This window comes from Agrobacterium larrymoorei (genome assembly GCF_030819275.1).
Taxonomy (GTDB): domain Bacteria; phylum Pseudomonadota; class Alphaproteobacteria; order Rhizobiales; family Rhizobiaceae; genus Agrobacterium; species Agrobacterium larrymoorei_B.
The window spans coordinates 437,654-455,168 of sequence record NZ_JAUTBL010000001.1 but is presented as its reverse complement, the minus strand read 5'-3'; the positions used below and the strand labels follow the sequence as shown (position 1 = coordinate 455,168).

The following is a 17,515-nucleotide window of genomic DNA, read 5'->3' as shown; positions in this document are numbered from 1 at the left end:
CCCCACGCTTGTTGGGCTAAATCTGCTCAGCCTTCAATGAAAACGTTATCTCCGGCGCGCAGTATACCGGTCCCGACCACATCGCAATAAACGCCAAGACACCTATGGTTTGTTCGAAGGATCGTTCTCAAGACATCTGGCTGTTCAGGCAGTTCCGGTTGCGCGATCAGCGTCATCCCGCAGCGCTTGGTCTTCTCAATCACGATGGCGCGGATGTTGCCGATGTGCAGGATAGCGCCGATCCAGCCGTCCTCGGGAAATGGATCTGTTATCGAAGCTTCCAGAAGGATCGACGGTCTGAAGCGCCTGCGATCCGCCTCGCCTGAGGTTAACCGGTTTTCGATTTGCTCGATGGAGGCCGAGGAGAGAAGGTGAAGCGGGCTTGCCTGATAGGCCCTGCCGATGACCGGAAGCCGCGGTTCGAGCTCCTCCGCCGTATCGGCATATTTGCCAATAGAAACGGCGAAGCCGAAATGTGAAGACAGCCGTCTTGGAAGATGATGGTCATCGACGGGCAGCTCATCGCCATCGGGAAACCGGATCCACGTTTTCCCGGCACCATCTATCCGGCTCGAAAGCAGGAGAGCAGGGCGCCAGCGAACATCCTTTTCCGGAGTGGCGATGGCGCCCGAGTTGGTCTCGAAAAGCCCAAAGCACCGGTCACCGGCAATGCCTCGTTCATGAAGGGTGACGGTTTCACACCTCTCGCCTCCAGTTGAACTGACGGGATACCGCCAGATTTCCTGGATGTGGCCGACTTTATCCATGCTGGGAATTCCAACGGTTGATCAGAATGCATCCCTTTGACGGGAAGCGTTCTTAAGCCGTAAGGCGCTCGTGCAGGTCAATTTTCGCCAAGTCCTTGATGATCGATCCTGCAACGACTTCTCCTATCTCAGCGGCACTGGTAATCCCCTGTATAAACGGATGTTTGTGCAGGAGATAGGGAATTGCTGCGCAATAGAGCGCTGTCTGAAGTCCGCCCCCGGAAATGACGCGATAGTCCTCATCCACATCGATGCCCCCGAGATGCGCGACCTCGCGCGCATTGCCATCGGACAGCACGCCAAGCTCCAGCACGGTCGGCGCCTCCCGAACAACCTCACCGCTCACAAGGCTTGGGAAAGGAATATCCTTGGCCGAGTGCGCGCTTTGGCCCGTCGCGTCGATAAAGGTATCGAACTGAAGGGTGGCATCCCCCATCGTTACTGTCGCGCCCCGATGGCCCGGCGTCGTTGCGATCTCATAATCGTTCCCGAGTTTCTGGATGGACAGCACGCCAGCATTGCGAAGCGCCAGCAAACGCTGGATGGAGAGATGCGGGACCGTCGCATACTCGTCAATGAAGATGCTTTTGAAAGACTTTCCGAACCGCTTGAAATCCTTCATGTCCAGATGCGGCACGATCCTGGCGACGATTTCGTGGGTGATCATGATCGCGTTGCGCCACGGCACCGTGATCTCCTTTGTCATATTGCTCTTCGCTTCGGCCAGATTGAGCGCTGCCCAAGCGAAGGGGTCCGTCCCGGAGCGGTACGCATAATAAGCGTCGGCAAAGTTATCGGCGTCCAGATCCGACAATCCGATCTGCATGGCGTAGTCCGGATCGCGCAGGGAGAGTTCCTGACGGAAGAGTTCGAATGTCGCATCCAGAAGACCGGTCGGTCCTTTGGCAATCAGAGCATCGACCGCTTCTTCCGTGCAGATGCTCGGTGTTTCATAGGGGATTGGGAAATAGAAGTCTGCCTCTGGCAGCAGTCCTTTTCGCGACATGAGCGTCGCGTGAAAATCATTGGCGTCGCTTGCAGGCTTGTAGGTCAGCGCGCCGCCCTCGTCGTAGATGAAAGAGCCGTTGGACGTCGAGACGGTCATCAGTGCATCGATGGCACTGAGCGACGTTCCGAGAATGCCAAGCCTACCGCCGCGAATTTTTTCCAATGCGGTAGCGGGCCAAGGAGACACGAAATAACCGGGCTTCGTCTCGGTCGTTTCAGGCCAATCATGACCAGTCGCCATCACCACATGGCCGAAGGCGCTTCCCAGTTGGTCGGCATGTTCCGTTTTTACCTGAATGGCGCCCGGGCCGACGATGATATCCGAAACACGATGGCCGGACTTCACCGTGACCACGTGCCCTCTCTCCTCTGCTAAGGCAAGGAGGAACCGGAATTGCGTATGCAAATAGTCTCCCAGCACCACGCGCGGATAGAACTGGCGCTCATTGATCTCGGTTTTCACGATACCAAAGCGCTGGAGATAATCGTCTGGCTGCTGTTTCAACCAGTCCATCAACGTCTGGCCGATCAGCGGGATTTCGATGCTCGGAATATTGCAGAGCATTACAGGATCGTTGATGCCCGGCAGATAGGGCGTTCCTTTGCCGGCTTCGCTCTCCGCCTCATAAATGGTGATGTCGAGAGGAATGGCGGACTCGATCAGGTTTTTCAGCGTGTAGATGCCGGTCGGACCCGATCCAATAATGCATATTCTGTTTTTCACGAGGATCCCGCCTAGTCCGGATGATAATGATGACGAGATTAAAGACCAGGATCAGGATGTTGTTCCATCTTTCCTCAAAGCGTCCGGTAACGGACGGTGAGATCCTTTTCTTCGACGGCCAAGTCGGTTTTTTTTTTCGTCGGAACGAAACGGCCCCCGGCTCATTTTCTTGGCGTCAGCAACGATAAAGCAGGAGGAAATACAAATGGTATCTGCAGACAACATTCGCGAGCATATGGAAGTCAAATCCGCTGATGGAAGCCATGTCGGCACCGTCGACCATCTGGAAGGCCAGAGCCGCATCAAGCTCACCAAGAACGATGCCGATGACGGCAAGCATCATCTCATCCCGCTTGACTGGGTCGATCACGTCGACTCCCACGTTCATCTCAGCAAGTCCGCATCGGACGTGCGACAGAACTGGGAAACACTCAACTGATTGAGTGATACCCAATTACGAAAAATGCGGCCTCTGAACCGCATTTTTCTTGGCTCTCATTCCGGCCAGCAGCGCTATCAGGCGGCGCGTTCCAGGCCCGGCGCTTCCACCCCGGTCCTTTCGACATATTCGGTGTAGCCTCCATCATATTGATGGATACCATCCGGCGTCAGCTCCAGAACGCGGTTGGAGAGAGCGCCTAGGAAATGGCGGTCGTGCGATACGAAGAGCATCGTGCCTTCATATTCCGAGAGCGCCTTGATCAGCATTTCCTTGGTGTCGAGATCGAGGTGGTTGGTCGGCTCGTCGAGGACGAGGAAGTTCGGCGGATCGAACAGCATGGCGGCCATGACGAGCCGTGCTTTCTCGCCACCGGAAAGAACACGGCACTTCTTCTCCACATCATCGCCGGTAAATCCGAAGCAACCGCTGAGCGCACGTAGCGGTGCCTGTCCGGCCTTTGGAAAGCGCTGTTCCAGCCATTGCAGGATGGTGGCTTCGCCGTCCAGGAGATCCATGGAGTGCTGGGCGAAATAGCCGAGCTTGACGCTTGCACCGATCGTCACGATGCCATCATCCGGCTCGGTGCTGCCCGTTACCAGTTTCAATAGCGTGGATTTGCCAGCGCCGTTGACACCCATGAGGCACCAGCGTTCCTTGCGGCGGATCATGAAGTCCAGCCCGTCATAAATGGTGCGGCTGCCATAGGCCTTCTTGACCTTCTTCAGCGACACCACGTCTTCGCCGGAACGTGGCGCAGGAAGGAATTCGAACGCCACAGACTGGCGACGACGTGGCGGCTCGACGCGCTCGATCTTGTCGAGTTTCTTCACCCGGCTTTGCACCTGGGCGGCATGCGATGCACGCGCCTTGAAGCGCTCGATGAACTTCAGTTCCTTGGCTAGCATCGCTTGCTGGCGCTCGAATTGCGCCTGCTGCTGCTTTTCGTTCTGCGCCCGCTGCTGCTCGTAAAAGCCGTAATCGCCGGAATAGGTGGTCAGCGAGCCGCCATCGATCTCGATGATCTTGTTGACGAGGCGGTTCATGAACTCCCGGTCGTGAGAGGTCATCAACAATGCGCCGTCGTAGGTCTTCAGGAAGTTTTCCAGCCAGATCAGGCTTTCGATATCAAGGTGGTTGCTCGGTTCGTCGAGAAGCATCACGTCAGGGCGCATCAAGAGGATGCGGGCAAGTGCCACGCGCATCTTCCAGCCACCCGAAAGCTTGCCAACGTCGCCATCCATCATTTCCTGGCTGAAGCTCAGGCCCGCCAGCACTTCGCGCGCGCGACCCTCGAGCGAATAGCCGTCAAGCTCTTCGTAACGCGCCTGCACTTCGCCATAACGTTCGATGATCTCGTCCATCTGGTCCAATTGGTCGGGATCGACCATGCGGGCTTCGAGCTCGCGAAGTTCAGCGGCGACGACGCTGACGGGGCCAGCGCCTTCCATGGCTTCCGCCACTGCACTGCGGCCAGACATTTCTCCGACATCCTGGTTGAAGTAGCCGATGGTGATGTTCTTTTCGGCCGCAACTTGGCCCTCATCCGGCAGTTCCTCGCCGGTGATCATGCGAAACAGCGTGGTCTTGCCGGCACCGTTCGGTCCCACGAGACCGACCTTTTCGCCGCGGTTGAGCGCCGCGGACGCCTCGATATAGAGAATGCGATGGCTGGCGGACTTGCTGATATTTTCAATGCGGATCATGGGGAGCGGACCAAACTGTCAAAACGTTGCGCCCCTATGCCACGACCCGCCTGCGGTGTCATCCGTTGAATGATGACGGACCCCCAAGAACGGTGCCAAAGCCGCTCTTAAAAGAAAAAGCGGCCCTTATTACGCTTTTTCGTCTTCTCGCCTTGGGAGGCTGGTTATGCCTGGGGCTGCTTGGTCTTGCGCAAATAAGGAAGCACCGTGTCGAAGGACCCGAAGCGCTTCACAGCATCTTCATTGGAGACGGCAGCGGTGATGATGACATCGTCGCCCTGCTTCCAGTTGGCAGGCGTCGCTACCTGATGCTTTGCCGTCAACTGAATGGAGTCGATCGTGCGCAGGATTTCATCGAAGTTGCGGCCGGTGGTCATCGGGTAGGTGAGGATCAGCTTGATCTTCTTGTCGGGGCCGATGACATAGACGGAGCGCACGGTGGCGTTGTCCGCCGGCGTGCGTCCTTCGGAGCTGCTGCCCGCGTCTTCCGGCAGCATGTCGTAGAGCTTGGCGACCTTCAGTTCCTTGTCGCCGATCAGCGGATATTCGACCTCAAAGCCGGTGGCGGTCTTGATGTCCTGCTTCCACTGCGCGTGGCTTTCGACCGGATCGACGGAAATGCCGATCACCTTGACGTTGCGCTTCTTGAATTCCCCATCAAGACCTGCCATCGCGCCGAGTTCGGTGGTGCAGACAGGTGTAAAATTCTTCGGGTGAGAGAAGAGAACTGCCCAGCTATCGCCGATCCAGTCATGAAAGCTGATCTGGCCCTGGGTCGTGTCGGCGGTAAAGTCCGGTGCGGTCTGGTTGATGCGCAATGTCATTGTTTGCTCCCATTCACATGTTGACGGGATAGTGGCCCGAAACCGGCCTCTTGTCGCCGCAGATTTATGCTCGCAGATCGGCTTCAAAGAAAAATAAGTCTGAAGTTGGAGTATTGGCGCAAAATTTATCCCAAGAGAGAGCGATGGCCGAACCATATATTCGACCATCACTCAATTAGTCGATCCTTACGAGATGACCGGGTCGAGCGAGCCAGAGGCGTAACGCTTCGCCATGTCGCGCAGCGCGATCGGCTTGATCTTGGCTGCCTGACCGGCGGTATTGAAGAGCTCGAAACGCTCCTTGCAGAGCTTGGTCATGGCTTCGCGCGCAGGCTTGAGATACTTGCGCAGATCGAATTCAGCAGGCTCTTCGACAAGAACCTTGCGGATCTGACCGGTGATCGCCATGCGGCAATCGGTGTCGATGTTGATCTTGCGAACGCCATTCTTGATGCCGCGCTGGATTTCTTCGATCGGAACGCCGAAGGTCGGCTTGATCGCGCCGCCATAGGCATTGATGATGTCCTGCAGATCCTGTGGCACTGTGGAAGAGCCATGCATGACAAGATGCGTGTTCGGCAGCTTGCGATGGATTTCTTCAATGACGTTCATGGCCAGAACGCTGCCGTCGGGCTTGCGCGTGAATTTATAGGCGCCGTGGCTGGTACCCATGGCGACGGCCAGCGCATCGACCTTGGTCTCGCGAACGAATTTCACCGCTTCATCCGGATCGGTCAGGAGCTGGTCGTGCGACAGAACGCCTTCCGCACCATGACCGTCTTCGGCCTCGCCCATGCCGGTTTCGAGGGAGCCGAGAACGCCGAGTTCGCCTTCGACCGAGATGCCGCCATAATGCGCCATATTGGTAACCTGGCGCGTCACACCGACATTGTAATCCCAATCACCAGGCGTCTTGCCATCCGCCTTCAGCGAGCCGTCCATCATGACCGAAGTGAAGCCAGCCTGAATGGCCGTCATACAGTTGGCAGGCTCGTTGCCATGGTCGAGGTGAACGCAGACAGGGATGTCCGGATAGATTTCCACCACTGCGTCCATCATGTGCTTGAGCATGATGTCATGCGCATAAGCACGCGCGCCGCGCGAGGCCTGCATGATGACGGGTGCGTTGGTTTCGCTGGCAGCATCCATGATCGCCAGCGCCTGTTCCATATTGTTGATGTTGAAGGCGGGCACGCCATAATCGTGTTCAGCTGCGTGATCGAGCAGTTGGCGGAGCGTAATTCGAGCCAAGGTTTCTCCCCTTAATTGAGGTCGCCGTCGATTGCGGGGACCATTTGAACCGAGTGTGTGACCGATTTTTCATCACGGAAAACACTCTTGTCTTGAAGGGGATAACTCGCCAAGCACTTTTTAACGGCATGAGTTTTTCAAACGATTTGGATCGAATCTTTTTTTGGGATGGTCCGTCAAACCGGTGGCTCGCCTGCCTTTTTCAACTTACGCGAGAGTCGAATCATTTCTTTCAATGGACCAATTCAAAAGAAATTAACCTGTCGTAGTTGAGCGAAAACCCGTCGCTTTCTGCGCAGGCTGTCGGCGGTCTTCACGCCATCATCCGTTCAAGCTTGCAAAAGACAAGAAATGAGCCTGGTGCCAGCGGCGCACTTGCGCTTTCATAGATGCCGCCAACAAAGGGAACAGATATGAACAAACTTCTTGCATCGACCTGTCTTCTATTTGGACTGTTGGGTGGCGCTGCCGCCGCCAACGCTGCCGAGTGCGGTAGCCCCACCATCGCCAGCATGAACTGGCAGAGTGCTGAAGTGCTCTCCGCCATCGACAAGATCATCCTCAACGAAGGCTATGGCTGCACCGCGGAGATCACCGTCGGCGACACCGTTCCGACCATCACCTCGATGGCGGAGAAGGGCCAGCCGGATATCGCGCCGGAAGCATGGGTGGATTTGCTTCCAGATGTCGTCAAGCGCGGCGTCGATGAGGGCAAGCTGGTCGTTGCGGCCAAGGCCCTCAAGGATGGCGGCGTTCAAAGCTGGTGGATCCCGAAATATTTCGCGGACGCGCATCCTGAAATCAAGACCTTCGCAGATGTCTTCAAGAACCCGAAGCTGTTCCCAGATCCTGAAGATCCGAGCAAGGGCGCTGTCGTCAACGGTCCTCAGGGCTGGGGTGGCACCGTTGTAACCGCGCAGCTTTTCAAAGCCTATGGCGGCGAAAAGGCTGGCTTCAACCTGATCGACAGCGGTTCTGCGGCCGGTCTCGATGGCTCGATTGCAAAGGCTTATGAGCGCAAGCAGCCATGGGTCGGCTATTACTGGGCGCCGACCGCGATCCTTGGGAAATACGAGATGGTGAAGCTGACGCAGGACGTGCCGAACGATCCGGCGGAATGGAAGCGCTGCAACACGGTTGCCGATTGCCCGGATCCCAAGCCGAACGCTTGGCCGGTTGACCAGGTCGTGACGCTCGTCGCCAAGCCCTTCTCCGAAAAGGCTGGCCCTGACGTGATGGCCTATCTCAACAAGCGTTCCTGGGACAACGCCACCGTCAACAAGCTGATGGCATGGATGACCGACAACCAGGCAACTGGCGAAGACGGCGCCAAGCACTTCCTCAAGGAAAATGCCGACGTCTGGACAACATGGGTCTCGCCGGAAGCAGCCGCGAAGATCAAGGCGTCTCTCTAACTACTCCCCCTCGCCACGCCGTTCTCTTGAGAACGCGCGGCACGCGAAACGACATGCGGCGCCCATCTGCCGCGTGTCAACGCCGTGGGTGACGATACGTCACTGTTCGACCGTTCCCCCTCCAGGGGCAACGCTCACAGGGGATGACTATGGATTGGTTTTACACATTTCCGCATATGAATGATGAGGCTCTTCGGAACCTCAAGAAGGTGATCGACGACGGCTTCCGCGGCTTTACCCGAGAATGGGGCGGCGCTATTGAAACGTTCTTTTCGCCGCTACAGCATTTTCTGATCTCGGCCGAACGCTTCATGACACAGACACCGTGGCCGATCATCATCCTGATCATCATGGGAATTGCCTGGGTTGCAAGCCGCAGCATCAAGATCGTTTTCGGCTGTATGATCACACTTCTTCTCATCGGTTATTTCGACATGTGGACCGACACGATGCGGACGATCTCGATGATCTTCGTCTGTACGGTCCTGTCCATTGCAATCGGCCTTCCGATCGGCATCGCCATGTCGCGCTCCGATCGCTTCCAGCGGATCGTCAATCCCGTGCTGGACGTGATGCAGACGATGCCGAGCTTCGTTTATCTGATACCGGTGGTGATGCTACTCGGCATCGGCAAGGTTCCTGGGCTGATCGCCGTCGTCATCTATGCCATCCCGCCGATGATCCGCCTGACCGATCTCGGCATCCGCCTGGTCGACAAGGATGTGCTGGAGGCGGCAGATGCCTTCGGCTCCTCCGGCTGGCAGAAGCTCTTCAAGGTACAATTGCCGCTCGCCTTGCCGACGATCATGGCGGGTATCAACCAGACGATCATGATGGCACTTGCCATGGTGGTGGTCGCATCCATGATCGGTGTGCAGGGGCTGGGTCAGCCGGTGCTGAAAGCCATAGCCAACCAGTACTTCACCCTCGGAATCTTCAACGGTCTTGCCATCGTCGGCATTGCCATCATCTTCGACCGGATCAGCCAGGCCTATGGCAAGCGGCTTCAGAAGCACCAGGAGGTCGCCCATGGCTGATGGTTTCGGCGGTATTGAAATCCGCAATCTCTACAAGATTTTTGGCTCCAACCCTCAGACCCATGTGGAGGCCGTGCGCAACGGCCTGACAAAGGGAGAGTTGAACGAGAAGTATGGCCATGTGCTCGGGCTTCGCGATATCAACATCACCATTCCGTCCGGCTGCATTCAGGTCATCATGGGCCTGTCCGGTTCCGGTAAATCCACGCTGATCCGCCACATCAACCGGCTGATCGACCCGACCGCCGGTGAGGTGCTGGTGGATGGCGTGGATGTTGTGAAGATGTCACCGACGGAGCTTCGCGAGTTCCGGCGTCATCAGACGGCCATGGTGTTCCAGAAGTTCGCGCTTCTGCCCCACCGCAACGTTCTGGACAACACGATCTATGGACTCGAAGTCCAGGGTGTGGCGCGTGACAAGAGCATCGACATCGCTATGCGGTGGCTGGAACGCGTTGGCTTGAAGGGTTTCGAACAACGTTACCCCAACCAGCTATCAGGCGGCATGCAGCAGCGTGTCGGTCTTGCGCGTGCGCTGTCTAACGACGCGCCGGTGCTGTTGATGGACGAAGCCTATTCGGCGCTCGATCCGCTGATCCGTACGGATATGCAAACGGTGCTTCTCGATATTCAGAGCGAGATCAAGAAGACCATCTTGTTTATCACGCATGATCTGGATGAAGCACTCCGTCTTGGTGACCAGATCGCCATCCTGCGCGATGGCGAAGTTATCCAGCAGGGCGACAGGCAGGATATCGTGCTTCGTCCCGCCGACGCCTATATCGAAAGCTTCGTCAAGGAAGTGAACCGCGGTCGCGTCGTCAATGTCGAGGCCGTCATGACGCCAGTACGCAGCGGTGTCGTTGCGGATGCTCCGCCGGTTCCTGCCGGCACCAGCATTGAAGAGGCCATGCGTCTGCTCGCTATCGGCGGACATGAGGTTGCGACGGTTGTTGGCAAACAGGCAGAGCCGCTCGGCATCGTGACGTTCCGTCAACTGGCTGGCGCCATGGTCAATGCGCCTGGATCTGGGTCTGCGGAGCTTCCTCACGGGAATAATGTCGTTCGTGCGCAGGCCTGAACGGACTGTTCACTAATCGCTTAGGTACATCCTGCTGGTGCCACACTATATGTGGGACAACCACATTAATTGAGCCAGCAGGTTTTACCTTATGAAGAAGATCGGTTTTCTGTCCTTCGGCCATTGGAGCCCGGGGCCTCACTCGCAAGCACGTACTGCCAAGGACGTTCTGCAACAATCCATCGAACTCTCCGTCGCCGCTGAGGAAATCGGCGTCGATGGTGCCTATTTCCGCGTGCATCACTTTGCGCGCCAGCTTGCTTCGCCATTTCCGTTGCTCGCGGCAGTCGGCGCGCGCACCAAGTCGATCGAGATCGGCACGGCCGTCATCGACATGCGGTACGAGAACCCGCTTTACATGGCGGAAGATGCAGGCTCCGCCGATCTGATAGCCAACGGACGTCTTCAACTGGGTTTGAGCCGAGGCTCGCCGGAACAGGTGATCGACGGCTGGCGCTATTTCGGCTATCGCCCCGCGGAAGGGGAGAGCGATGCGGACATGGGCCGTCGCAACACAGAGATATTGTTGCAGGTCCTCAAAGGCGAGGGCTTTGCCGAGCCCCATCCCCAGCCGATGTTTCCGAACCCTCCCGGTCTGTTGCGACTGGAGCCGCATTCCGAGGGTCTCAAAGATCGCATCTGGTGGGGTGCGGGCTCCAACTCGACTGCGGTCTGGGCGGCAAAACACGGCATGCATCTGCAAAGCTCGACGTTGAAAGACGACGAAACCGGTGAACCCTTCCACGTTCAGCAGGCAGCACAGATCCGCGCCTATCGCGAGGCTTGGAAGGAAGCTGGCCATAGCGGCACCCCACGGGTGTCGGTGAGCCGGAGTATTTTCGCTCTGGTGGATGACCGCGATCGCGCCTATTTCGGTAGGGGATCGAAAGAAAGTGACAGCGTCGGCTACATCGATGCCAATACGCGGTCGATCTTCGGTCGATCCTATGCAGCCGAGCCGGATGTCTTGGTGAAAGAATTGGCGAAGGATGAGGCTGTGGCCGAAGCCGATACCCTTCTACTGACAATCCCCAACCAGTTGGGTGTGGACTATAACGTCCATGCACTGGAAGCGATCTTGAAACATGTTGCGCCGGAACTTGGCTGGCGCTGATTCATTAGGAAAGCCGGGGAAAATGTTTCCCCGGCTTTCGCTCTCTTAGAGCGTGTTGCGATCTTTCAGACTAGCTTTTCACGCTTCAAGCCCTTCTCTCATCGCGTATCGTGATTGCAAAACCGCTTCACACTTTTCCGCGACACGTTTTTAGGCCTTCGACTTACTTCTGCCAGCTCTTCACCAGTTCGTCGTAGTTGACGGTAAGCGGCTTTTCCTTCTCGTTCTCGACTTTTAGCTGCGGTGCCAAGTTGCCCTTGGCAACAGCATCCTTGTGCCAATATTCGAGATCATGCTCTTCCGCGAGCTTCGGTCCCTTGTCGCCCTGAACGCCTGCACGTTCCAGGCGTGCCATGACCTTTTCCTGTTCGGCGCAAAGAGAATCCATCGCTTCCTGCGCAGTCTTCGCCCCCGACGACGCGTCTCCCACGGCCTGCCACCAGAGCTGAGCCAGCTTCGGATAGTCAGGAACGTTGGTGCCGGTCGGAGACCACTGCACGCGAGCGGGCGAACGGTAGAATTCGATCAGGCCGCCGAGATCTTTGGCGCGCTTGGTGAAGCTCTCATGGTTGATGGTCGATTCACGGATGAGGGTGAGACCCACATGCGCCTTTTTCACGTCCACCGTTTTAGAGGTGACGAACTGCGCGTAGAGCCAGGCGGCCTTGGCGCGATCGGTAGGCGTGGATTTCATCAGCGTCCAGGAACCCACGTCCTGATAGCCGAGCTTCATGCCGTCCTTCCAGTAGACGCCATGCGGGGAGGGAGCCATGCGCCACTTCGGCGTGCCGTCCTCGTTGACCACCGGCAGGCCCTTCTTGACCGCATCCGCGGTGAAGGCAGTGTACCAGAAGATCTGCTGAGCCACTTCGCCCTGGGCCGGGACGGGACCGGATTCTGAGAAGTTCATGCCCTGCGCTGCTGGAGGTGCATAGGCCTTCATCCAGTCGAGATATTTCTGGATGGCATAGACCGAGGCCGGGCCGTTGGTGTCGCCGCCACGTGCGACGCAGGAGCCGACCGGCTGGGACTTTTCGTTGACCTTGATGCCCCATTCATCGACCGGCAAACCGTTTGGCAGGCCCTTGTCGCCGTTACCGGCCATGGACAGCCAGGCATCGGTGAAGCGCCAGCCGAGCGAGGGGTCTTTCTTGCCGTAGTCCATATGGCCATAGACCTTCTTACCGTCGATTTCGCGACCGGTGAAGAATTCGGCAATATCCTCATAGGCCGACCAGTTGACCGGAACGCCGAGGTCGTAGCCATACTTCGCCTTGAAGTCGGCCTTGTTCTTGGCATCGTTGAACCAGTCGTAGCGGAACCAGTAAAGGTTGGCGAACTGCTGGTCCGGCAGCTGATAGAGCTTGCCGTCGGGTGCTGTGGTGAACTTGGTGCCGATGAAATCGGGCAGGTCGAGACCGGGATTGGTGACGTCCTTGCCTTCGCCGGCCATCCAGTCGGTCAGGTTGCGCACCTGCTGGTAGCGCCAATGGGTGCCGATCAGGTCGCTGTCGTTAACGAAGGCGTCATAGATGTTTTCGCCGGACTGCATTTGCGTCTGCAGCTTCTCGACCACATCGCCTTCGCCGATCAGGTCGTGTGTCAGCTTGATGCCGGTAATTTCGGAAAAGGCCTTCGCCAGTACCTTGGATTCATATTCATGCGTCGTCAACGTTTCGGAGACGACCTTGATGTCCATGCCCGCAAATGGCTTGGCTGCGTCGATGAACCATTGCATTTCCTTTTCCTGGTCCGCACGGGAGAGGGACGAAAGGTCGCCGACTTCCTTATCAAGAAAAGCTTTGGCTTCATTCATACCGGCGTGAGCCACGCCGGTGATTGCCAGCAGCGCCGCTGCTGTGGTGGTAAGAAGATGCATTCGCATAAGAGGTCCTCCCAAGGTTTTGCGATTGCGTCATGTATAAAATGGCCGGGTCGTCCTCCGCCCCGGTACGTCGTCGGCAGCTATACGAAGCGGAACACGCCGATCGCATAGACAACCGATAGAGCGAGCGCCCACCAAAGGCCTGTGCCGACAAAGCCGAGCCAGGCAAGATTGATGAAAGCGGAGCCGAGCAGCGAGACGAAGAGCCTGTCCCCCCGTGTCGTCTCGAAGCGAAGAATGCCGACGCGCGGATTGCCGCCGGGCGAGAAATACTCCCACACCGCCATGCCGATCAGCAAAGCGAGGATGGTCAGAAAAAACAGCGCCGTTGGCAGCGTCCATGCCATCCAGGAAAAATGCATCCGAGTTCTCCTTGTTAGACGCGACCGAGGGCGAAGCCCTTGGCGATGTAGTTGCGGACGAAATAGATGACGAGCGCGCCGGGAATGATGGTCAACACGCCGGCTGCAGCCAGAACGCCCCAGTCCATCCCCGATGCGGAAACCGTGCGCGTCATCGTCGCGGCAATCGGCTTTGCCGCAGTCGTCGTCAGGGTCCTGGCGAGCAGCAACTCGACCCAGGAGAACATGAAGCAGAAGAAAGCCGCCACGCCGATGCCGCTTGCGATCAGGGGCATGAAAATCTTCACGAAGAAGCGTGGGAAGGAATAACCGTCGATATAGGCGGTCTCGTCGATTTCCTTCGGAACGCCGGACATGAAGCCTTCCAAGATCCACACCGCCAGCGGCACGTTGAACAGGCAGTGGGCGATCGCCACTGCGATATGCGTATCGATCAGCCCGAATGCGGAATAAAGCTGGAAGAAGGGCAGGGCGAAGACGGCGGGCGGCGCCATTCGGTTTGTGAGCAGCCAGAAGAACAGATGCTTATCGCCAAGGAAGCGATATCGAGAGAAGGCATAGGCTGCCGGAAGTGCCGCCGCGACCGAGATGACGGTGTTCAACGCCACATAGATGATCGAGTTGATGTAGCCGTTATACCAGGACGGATCGGTAAAGATGACCGTGTAGTTGCGCAGCGTCGGATTTTGCGGCCAGAGCGAGAAGGCGCCGAGGATTTCGGCATTCTCTTTGAAGCTCATATTCACCAGCCAGTAAATCGGCAGCAGCAGGAAGATGATGTAGATCGTCGGGATCAAGAAGGAGAAGCGGCTCATGGTGGAATTGCTCATACCGGTCTCCTTTCTCACGCATCCGCGTCGCTGTTGGTCATGACGGTGTAGAAGATCCAGGACAGCGCCAGGATGATCAGGAAGTAGATGATCGACATCGCCGCTGCCGGACCAAGATCGAACTGACCGACGGCCATCTTCACGAGGTCGATGGAGAGGAAGGTTGTCGAATTGCCAGGCCCGCCACCGGTCACGACGAAGGGTTCCGTGTAGATCATGAAGCTGTCCATGAAGCGCAGCAGCACGGCGATCAGCAACACGCGTTTCATCTTAGGCAGTTGAATGAAGCGGAAGACGGACCACCGCGAGGCGCCATCGATGCGAGCCGCTTGATAATAGGCATCCGGTATGGAGACCAGGCCAGCATAGCAGAGCAGCACGACGAGGCTTGTCCAGTGCCAGACATCCATGATGATGACGGTTGCCCAGGCGTCCACCGGGTCCTGCGTGTAGTTGTAATCGATGCCGAGCTTCGAAAGGTAGTGGCCAAGAAAGCCGATATCGACGCGACCGAAAACCTGCCAGATGGTACCGACGACATTCCAAGGGATGAGAAGCGGTAGCGCCATCAGAACGAGGCAGACGGGAACGCCAAGGCCCGTCTTCGGCATGTTCAGTGCGATCAGGATTCCCAGCGGAATTTCGATCGCGAGAATGACGAGCGAGAAGATCAGGTTGCGCACCAGCGCATCCCAGAAGCGCGGTGAGTGCAACATCTGAACGAACCAATCGGTACCCGCCCAGAAGAACTCGTTGTTGCCGAATGTATCCTGCACAGAGTAGTTGACGACGGTCATCAGTGGGATGACTGCCGAGAAGGCGACGAGCACCAGAACCGGAATGACGAGGAACCAGGCCTTGTTGTTGACTGTCTTGTCCATGCTCAGGCTCCTGTTCCGGCGCGCCAGCTATCGGCATAGATGCCGATCGCCTTCGGATCGAAAGTCACGCGCGGATCCGCGGGAATCTCGCTGTCCTCTGGCACCACGATCGTCAGTGGCTGACCGGCAAAGCTTGAGCGCACCACCTTCTGACGACCGATGTCCTCGACCTTGTTGATCAAAACCGGCATGCCGTCGCGGCCAAGCGAGATAAATTCCGGCCTGATGCCAAGCTCCGTCTTGGCGCCCGGCTTGAAATCCGGGGCTGAAGACAGCGCGATGGTCTGGTCACCGATCGTTGCCCGCGCGCCATTGACCGAGACGGGCAGCACATTCATGCCGGGCGAGCCGATGAAGTAGCCGACGAAGGTGTGGCTAGGCTTCTCGAAGAGTTCTGCTGGTGTGCCGATCTGGACGATCTGGCCGTCATACATGACGACGACCTTGTCGGCGAAGGTCAACGCTTCAGTCTGATCGTGCGTGACATAGACCATGGTGAAGCCGAACTGGCGGTGCAGGCGCTTCAACTGCGAACGCAGCACCCATTTCATATGTGGATCGATGACGGTCAGCGGCTCGTCGAAGAGAATGGCTTTCACATCGTTGCGCACCAGCCCGCGTCCCAGCGAAATCTTCTGCTTTTGGTCCGCGGTCAGCCGCCGTGCGCGGCGCTTGGCCATGGCGCCGAGATCGATCATCTCTAGGATTTCGTTGACGCGGCGGTCGACATCCGGCTCCGAGACACCACGATTGCGCAGCGGAAAGGCCAGATTGTCGTAGACGGTCATCGTGTCGTAGATGACCGGGAATTGGAAGACCTGGGCGATGTTGCGCTGCTCAGTCGGCAGGTTGGTGACATCCTTGCCGTCAAACAGAATGCGCCCGTCCGATGGATGGATCAGTCCGGAAATGATGTTGAGCAGGGTCGTCTTGCCGCAGCCGGATGGACCGAGCAGCGCGTAGGCGCCGCCATCGCTCCATTCGTGGTGCACCTCTTTCAAAGCGTAGTCATTGGCGGCTTTCGCCTTGGCGTTATAGGCGTGGCGGATGTGGTCGAGACTGATACGTGCCATGTCTCTATCTCCTCACGCGGCAGCAAGCTTCGGGGTTGCAAGGGAACGGCCATCAGTGCCGAAGGCCATCAGATGACGGGTGTCGAGATAGATATCGATCTGCCGGTCTGGCTCGATATCGAGAATGCCACGCGTCAGCATCACCCAGCGGTGGCCGGCAAAGTCCAGATGGATGAAGCTTTCCGATCCGGCGATTTCCGAAACCAGCGTCTTTGCCTGAAGTTTCACGGCATTGACGTTGGTGGGTTCTGGATAGAGGTGGTGCGGATGAAACGCGGCGGTCACCGGTCCATCGGCAATGCCGGAAAGATGGGCCGGAACAGCAAATGCCGGTTGGCCATTTTGCAGGAACGTGTTTCCGGCTTTCGTCAATTCGACGATATTCAGCGGCGGATCGGCAAAGGTTCTGGCGGAAACGAGATCGACCGGATTGCGGTACATGTCGATGGTCGGGCCATATTGCGTGATCCGGCCCTGGTTGAGGGTTGCGGTGTTTCCACCAAGGAGGAGTGCTTCGGATGGTTCCGTCGTGGCATAGACAAAGATCGCGCCGGATAAGGCGAAAATCTTTGGCAGTTCCTCACGCAGCTCTTCGCGCAGCTTGTAATCGAGGTTGGCAAGCGGCTCGTCCAGAAGAACGAGGCTGGCATTCTTGACGATGGCGCGGGCAAGGGCGGTTCGCTGCTGCTGGCCGCCAGAGAGATTGAGCGGCGTGCGCTCCAGATAGGGCGTGAGCTTCAACAGGTCCGCCGCCTTGCGGACCTCGCGATCGATCGTGGCGCTATCTTTCTTTGCGATCCGCATCGGGGAGGCGATGTTTTCGTAGACCGATAGCGAGGGGTAGTTGATGAACTGCTGATAGACCATGGCGACGCTGCGGTCTTGCACGCGTTTGCCCGTCACATCGGCGCCGTCGAAGATCAGCGAGCCTTCGGTCGGCTTGTCGAGGCCGGCCATCAGTCGCATCAAGGAGGTCTTGCCCGACAAGGTCGGGCCAAGCAGGACATTCAGCGTGCCCCGCTTGAGTGTGAGATTGGTCGGGTAGATATGATAATCCCCGCCCACCATCTTCGCGATGTTGCGCAATTCAAGCATTCTGTCCCGCGGCCTCCTCCACC

At 57.5% G+C, this 17,515-nt stretch carries 16 protein-coding genes; 5 read left to right on the top strand and 11 right to left on the bottom strand.

The window, feature by feature from the left end; genetic code table 11:
• Window positions 1-26 precede the first annotated feature (26 nt).
• On the bottom strand, window positions 27-767 hold the full coding sequence (locus QE408_RS02060) for an MOSC domain-containing protein (protein WP_306928136.1): 741 nt from the start codon (window positions 765-767) through the stop codon (window positions 27-29).
• Window positions 768-819: 52 nt separating this feature from the next.
• A complete protein-coding gene (locus QE408_RS02055) occupies window positions 820-2,499 on the bottom strand; it encodes an FAD/NAD(P)-binding protein (RefSeq protein ID WP_306928134.1) in 1,680 nt (559 codons plus the stop codon).
• 205 nt (window positions 2,500-2,704) lie between these two features.
• Between QE408_RS02055 and QE408_RS02050 the strand changes: the two genes are divergently transcribed.
• The gene (locus tag QE408_RS02050; protein WP_306928133.1) at window positions 2,705-2,938 is read left to right on the top strand and encodes a DUF2171 domain-containing protein; all 234 of its coding nucleotides are present in this window, start codon (window positions 2,705-2,707) and stop codon (window positions 2,936-2,938) included.
• Between the two features lie 77 nt (window positions 2,939-3,015).
• On the opposite strand, the gene QE408_RS02045 is transcribed toward QE408_RS02050, so the two are convergent.
• The 3 genes from QE408_RS02045 to fba all read right to left on the bottom strand — a co-directional run bounded on the left by QE408_RS02045 (window position 3,016) and on the right by fba (window position 6,719).
• Entirely contained in the window at window positions 3,016-4,644 is a 1,629-nt protein-coding gene (locus tag QE408_RS02045) for an ABC-F family ATP-binding cassette domain-containing protein (RefSeq protein WP_306928131.1), read from the bottom strand.
• Between the two features lie 164 nt (window positions 4,645-4,808).
• Window positions 4,809-5,468 carry a peroxiredoxin gene (locus tag QE408_RS02040; protein WP_306928130.1) on the bottom strand — a complete coding sequence of 220 codons (660 nt, stop codon included), beginning with the start codon at window positions 5,466-5,468 and terminating at the stop codon, window positions 4,809-4,811.
• A gap of 186 nt (window positions 5,469-5,654) precedes the next feature.
• On the bottom strand, window positions 5,655-6,719 hold the full coding sequence (fba, locus tag QE408_RS02035) for a class II fructose-bisphosphate aldolase (protein ID WP_306928127.1): 1,065 nt from the start codon (window positions 6,717-6,719) through the stop codon (window positions 5,655-5,657).
• Between the two features lie 413 nt (window positions 6,720-7,132).
• On the opposite strand from fba, the gene QE408_RS02030 reads away from it, so the two are divergent.
• The 4 genes from QE408_RS02030 to QE408_RS02015 all read left to right on the top strand — a co-directional run bounded on the left by QE408_RS02030 (window position 7,133) and on the right by QE408_RS02015 (window position 11,366).
• Window positions 7,133-8,134 carry an ABC transporter substrate-binding protein gene (locus QE408_RS02030; protein ID WP_306928125.1) on the top strand — a complete coding sequence of 334 codons (1,002 nt, stop codon included), beginning with the start codon at window positions 7,133-7,135 and terminating at the stop codon, window positions 8,132-8,134.
• A 149-nt stretch (window positions 8,135-8,283) separates the two neighbouring features.
• A complete protein-coding gene (locus QE408_RS02025; RefSeq protein ID WP_306928123.1) occupies window positions 8,284-9,171 on the top strand; it encodes an ABC transporter permease in 888 nt (295 codons plus the stop codon).
• Complete coding sequence (locus tag QE408_RS02020; RefSeq protein WP_306928121.1) at window positions 9,164-10,252, top strand: quaternary amine ABC transporter ATP-binding protein; 1,089 nt, start codon at window positions 9,164-9,166, stop codon at window positions 10,250-10,252. The genes QE408_RS02025 and QE408_RS02020 overlap by 8 nt, the downstream gene beginning before the upstream one ends.
• A 91-nt stretch (window positions 10,253-10,343) precedes the next feature.
• Window positions 10,344-11,366 (top strand): LLM class flavin-dependent oxidoreductase, encoded by a 1,023-nt coding sequence (locus QE408_RS02015; RefSeq protein WP_306928119.1) that lies wholly within the window; start codon window positions 10,344-10,346, stop codon window positions 11,364-11,366.
• A gap of 163 nt (window positions 11,367-11,529) precedes the next feature.
• Here the strand turns inward: QE408_RS02015 and QE408_RS02010 are convergent, their stop codons facing one another.
• The 6 genes from QE408_RS02010 to QE408_RS01985 form a co-directional block, all read right to left on the bottom strand.
• Window positions 11,530-13,251: an ABC transporter substrate-binding protein gene (locus QE408_RS02010; protein ID WP_306928117.1), complete on the bottom strand. Its 1,722-nt coding sequence runs from the start codon at window positions 13,249-13,251 to the stop codon at window positions 11,530-11,532.
• Between the two features lie 80 nt (window positions 13,252-13,331).
• Window positions 13,332-13,613 (bottom strand): DUF2160 domain-containing protein, encoded by a 282-nt coding sequence (locus QE408_RS02005; protein ID WP_306928115.1) that lies wholly within the window; start codon window positions 13,611-13,613, stop codon window positions 13,332-13,334.
• 14 nt (window positions 13,614-13,627) lie between these two features.
• Window positions 13,628-14,443 (bottom strand): carbohydrate ABC transporter permease, encoded by an 816-nt coding sequence (locus QE408_RS02000; protein WP_306928113.1) that lies wholly within the window; start codon window positions 14,441-14,443, stop codon window positions 13,628-13,630.
• A 14-nt stretch (window positions 14,444-14,457) separates the two neighbouring features.
• Window positions 14,458-15,324, bottom strand: a complete 867-nt coding sequence (locus QE408_RS01995; RefSeq protein ID WP_306928111.1) for a carbohydrate ABC transporter permease — start codon at window positions 15,322-15,324, stop codon at window positions 14,458-14,460.
• A gap of 2 nt (window positions 15,325-15,326) precedes the next feature.
• Window positions 15,327-16,397: an ABC transporter ATP-binding protein gene (locus QE408_RS01990; RefSeq protein WP_306928109.1), complete on the bottom strand. Its 1,071-nt coding sequence runs from the start codon at window positions 16,395-16,397 to the stop codon at window positions 15,327-15,329.
• A gap of 12 nt (window positions 16,398-16,409) precedes the next feature.
• Entirely contained in the window at window positions 16,410-17,492 is a 1,083-nt protein-coding gene (locus QE408_RS01985; RefSeq protein ID WP_306928108.1) for an ABC transporter ATP-binding protein, read from the bottom strand.
• Window positions 17,493-17,515 lie beyond the last annotated feature (23 nt).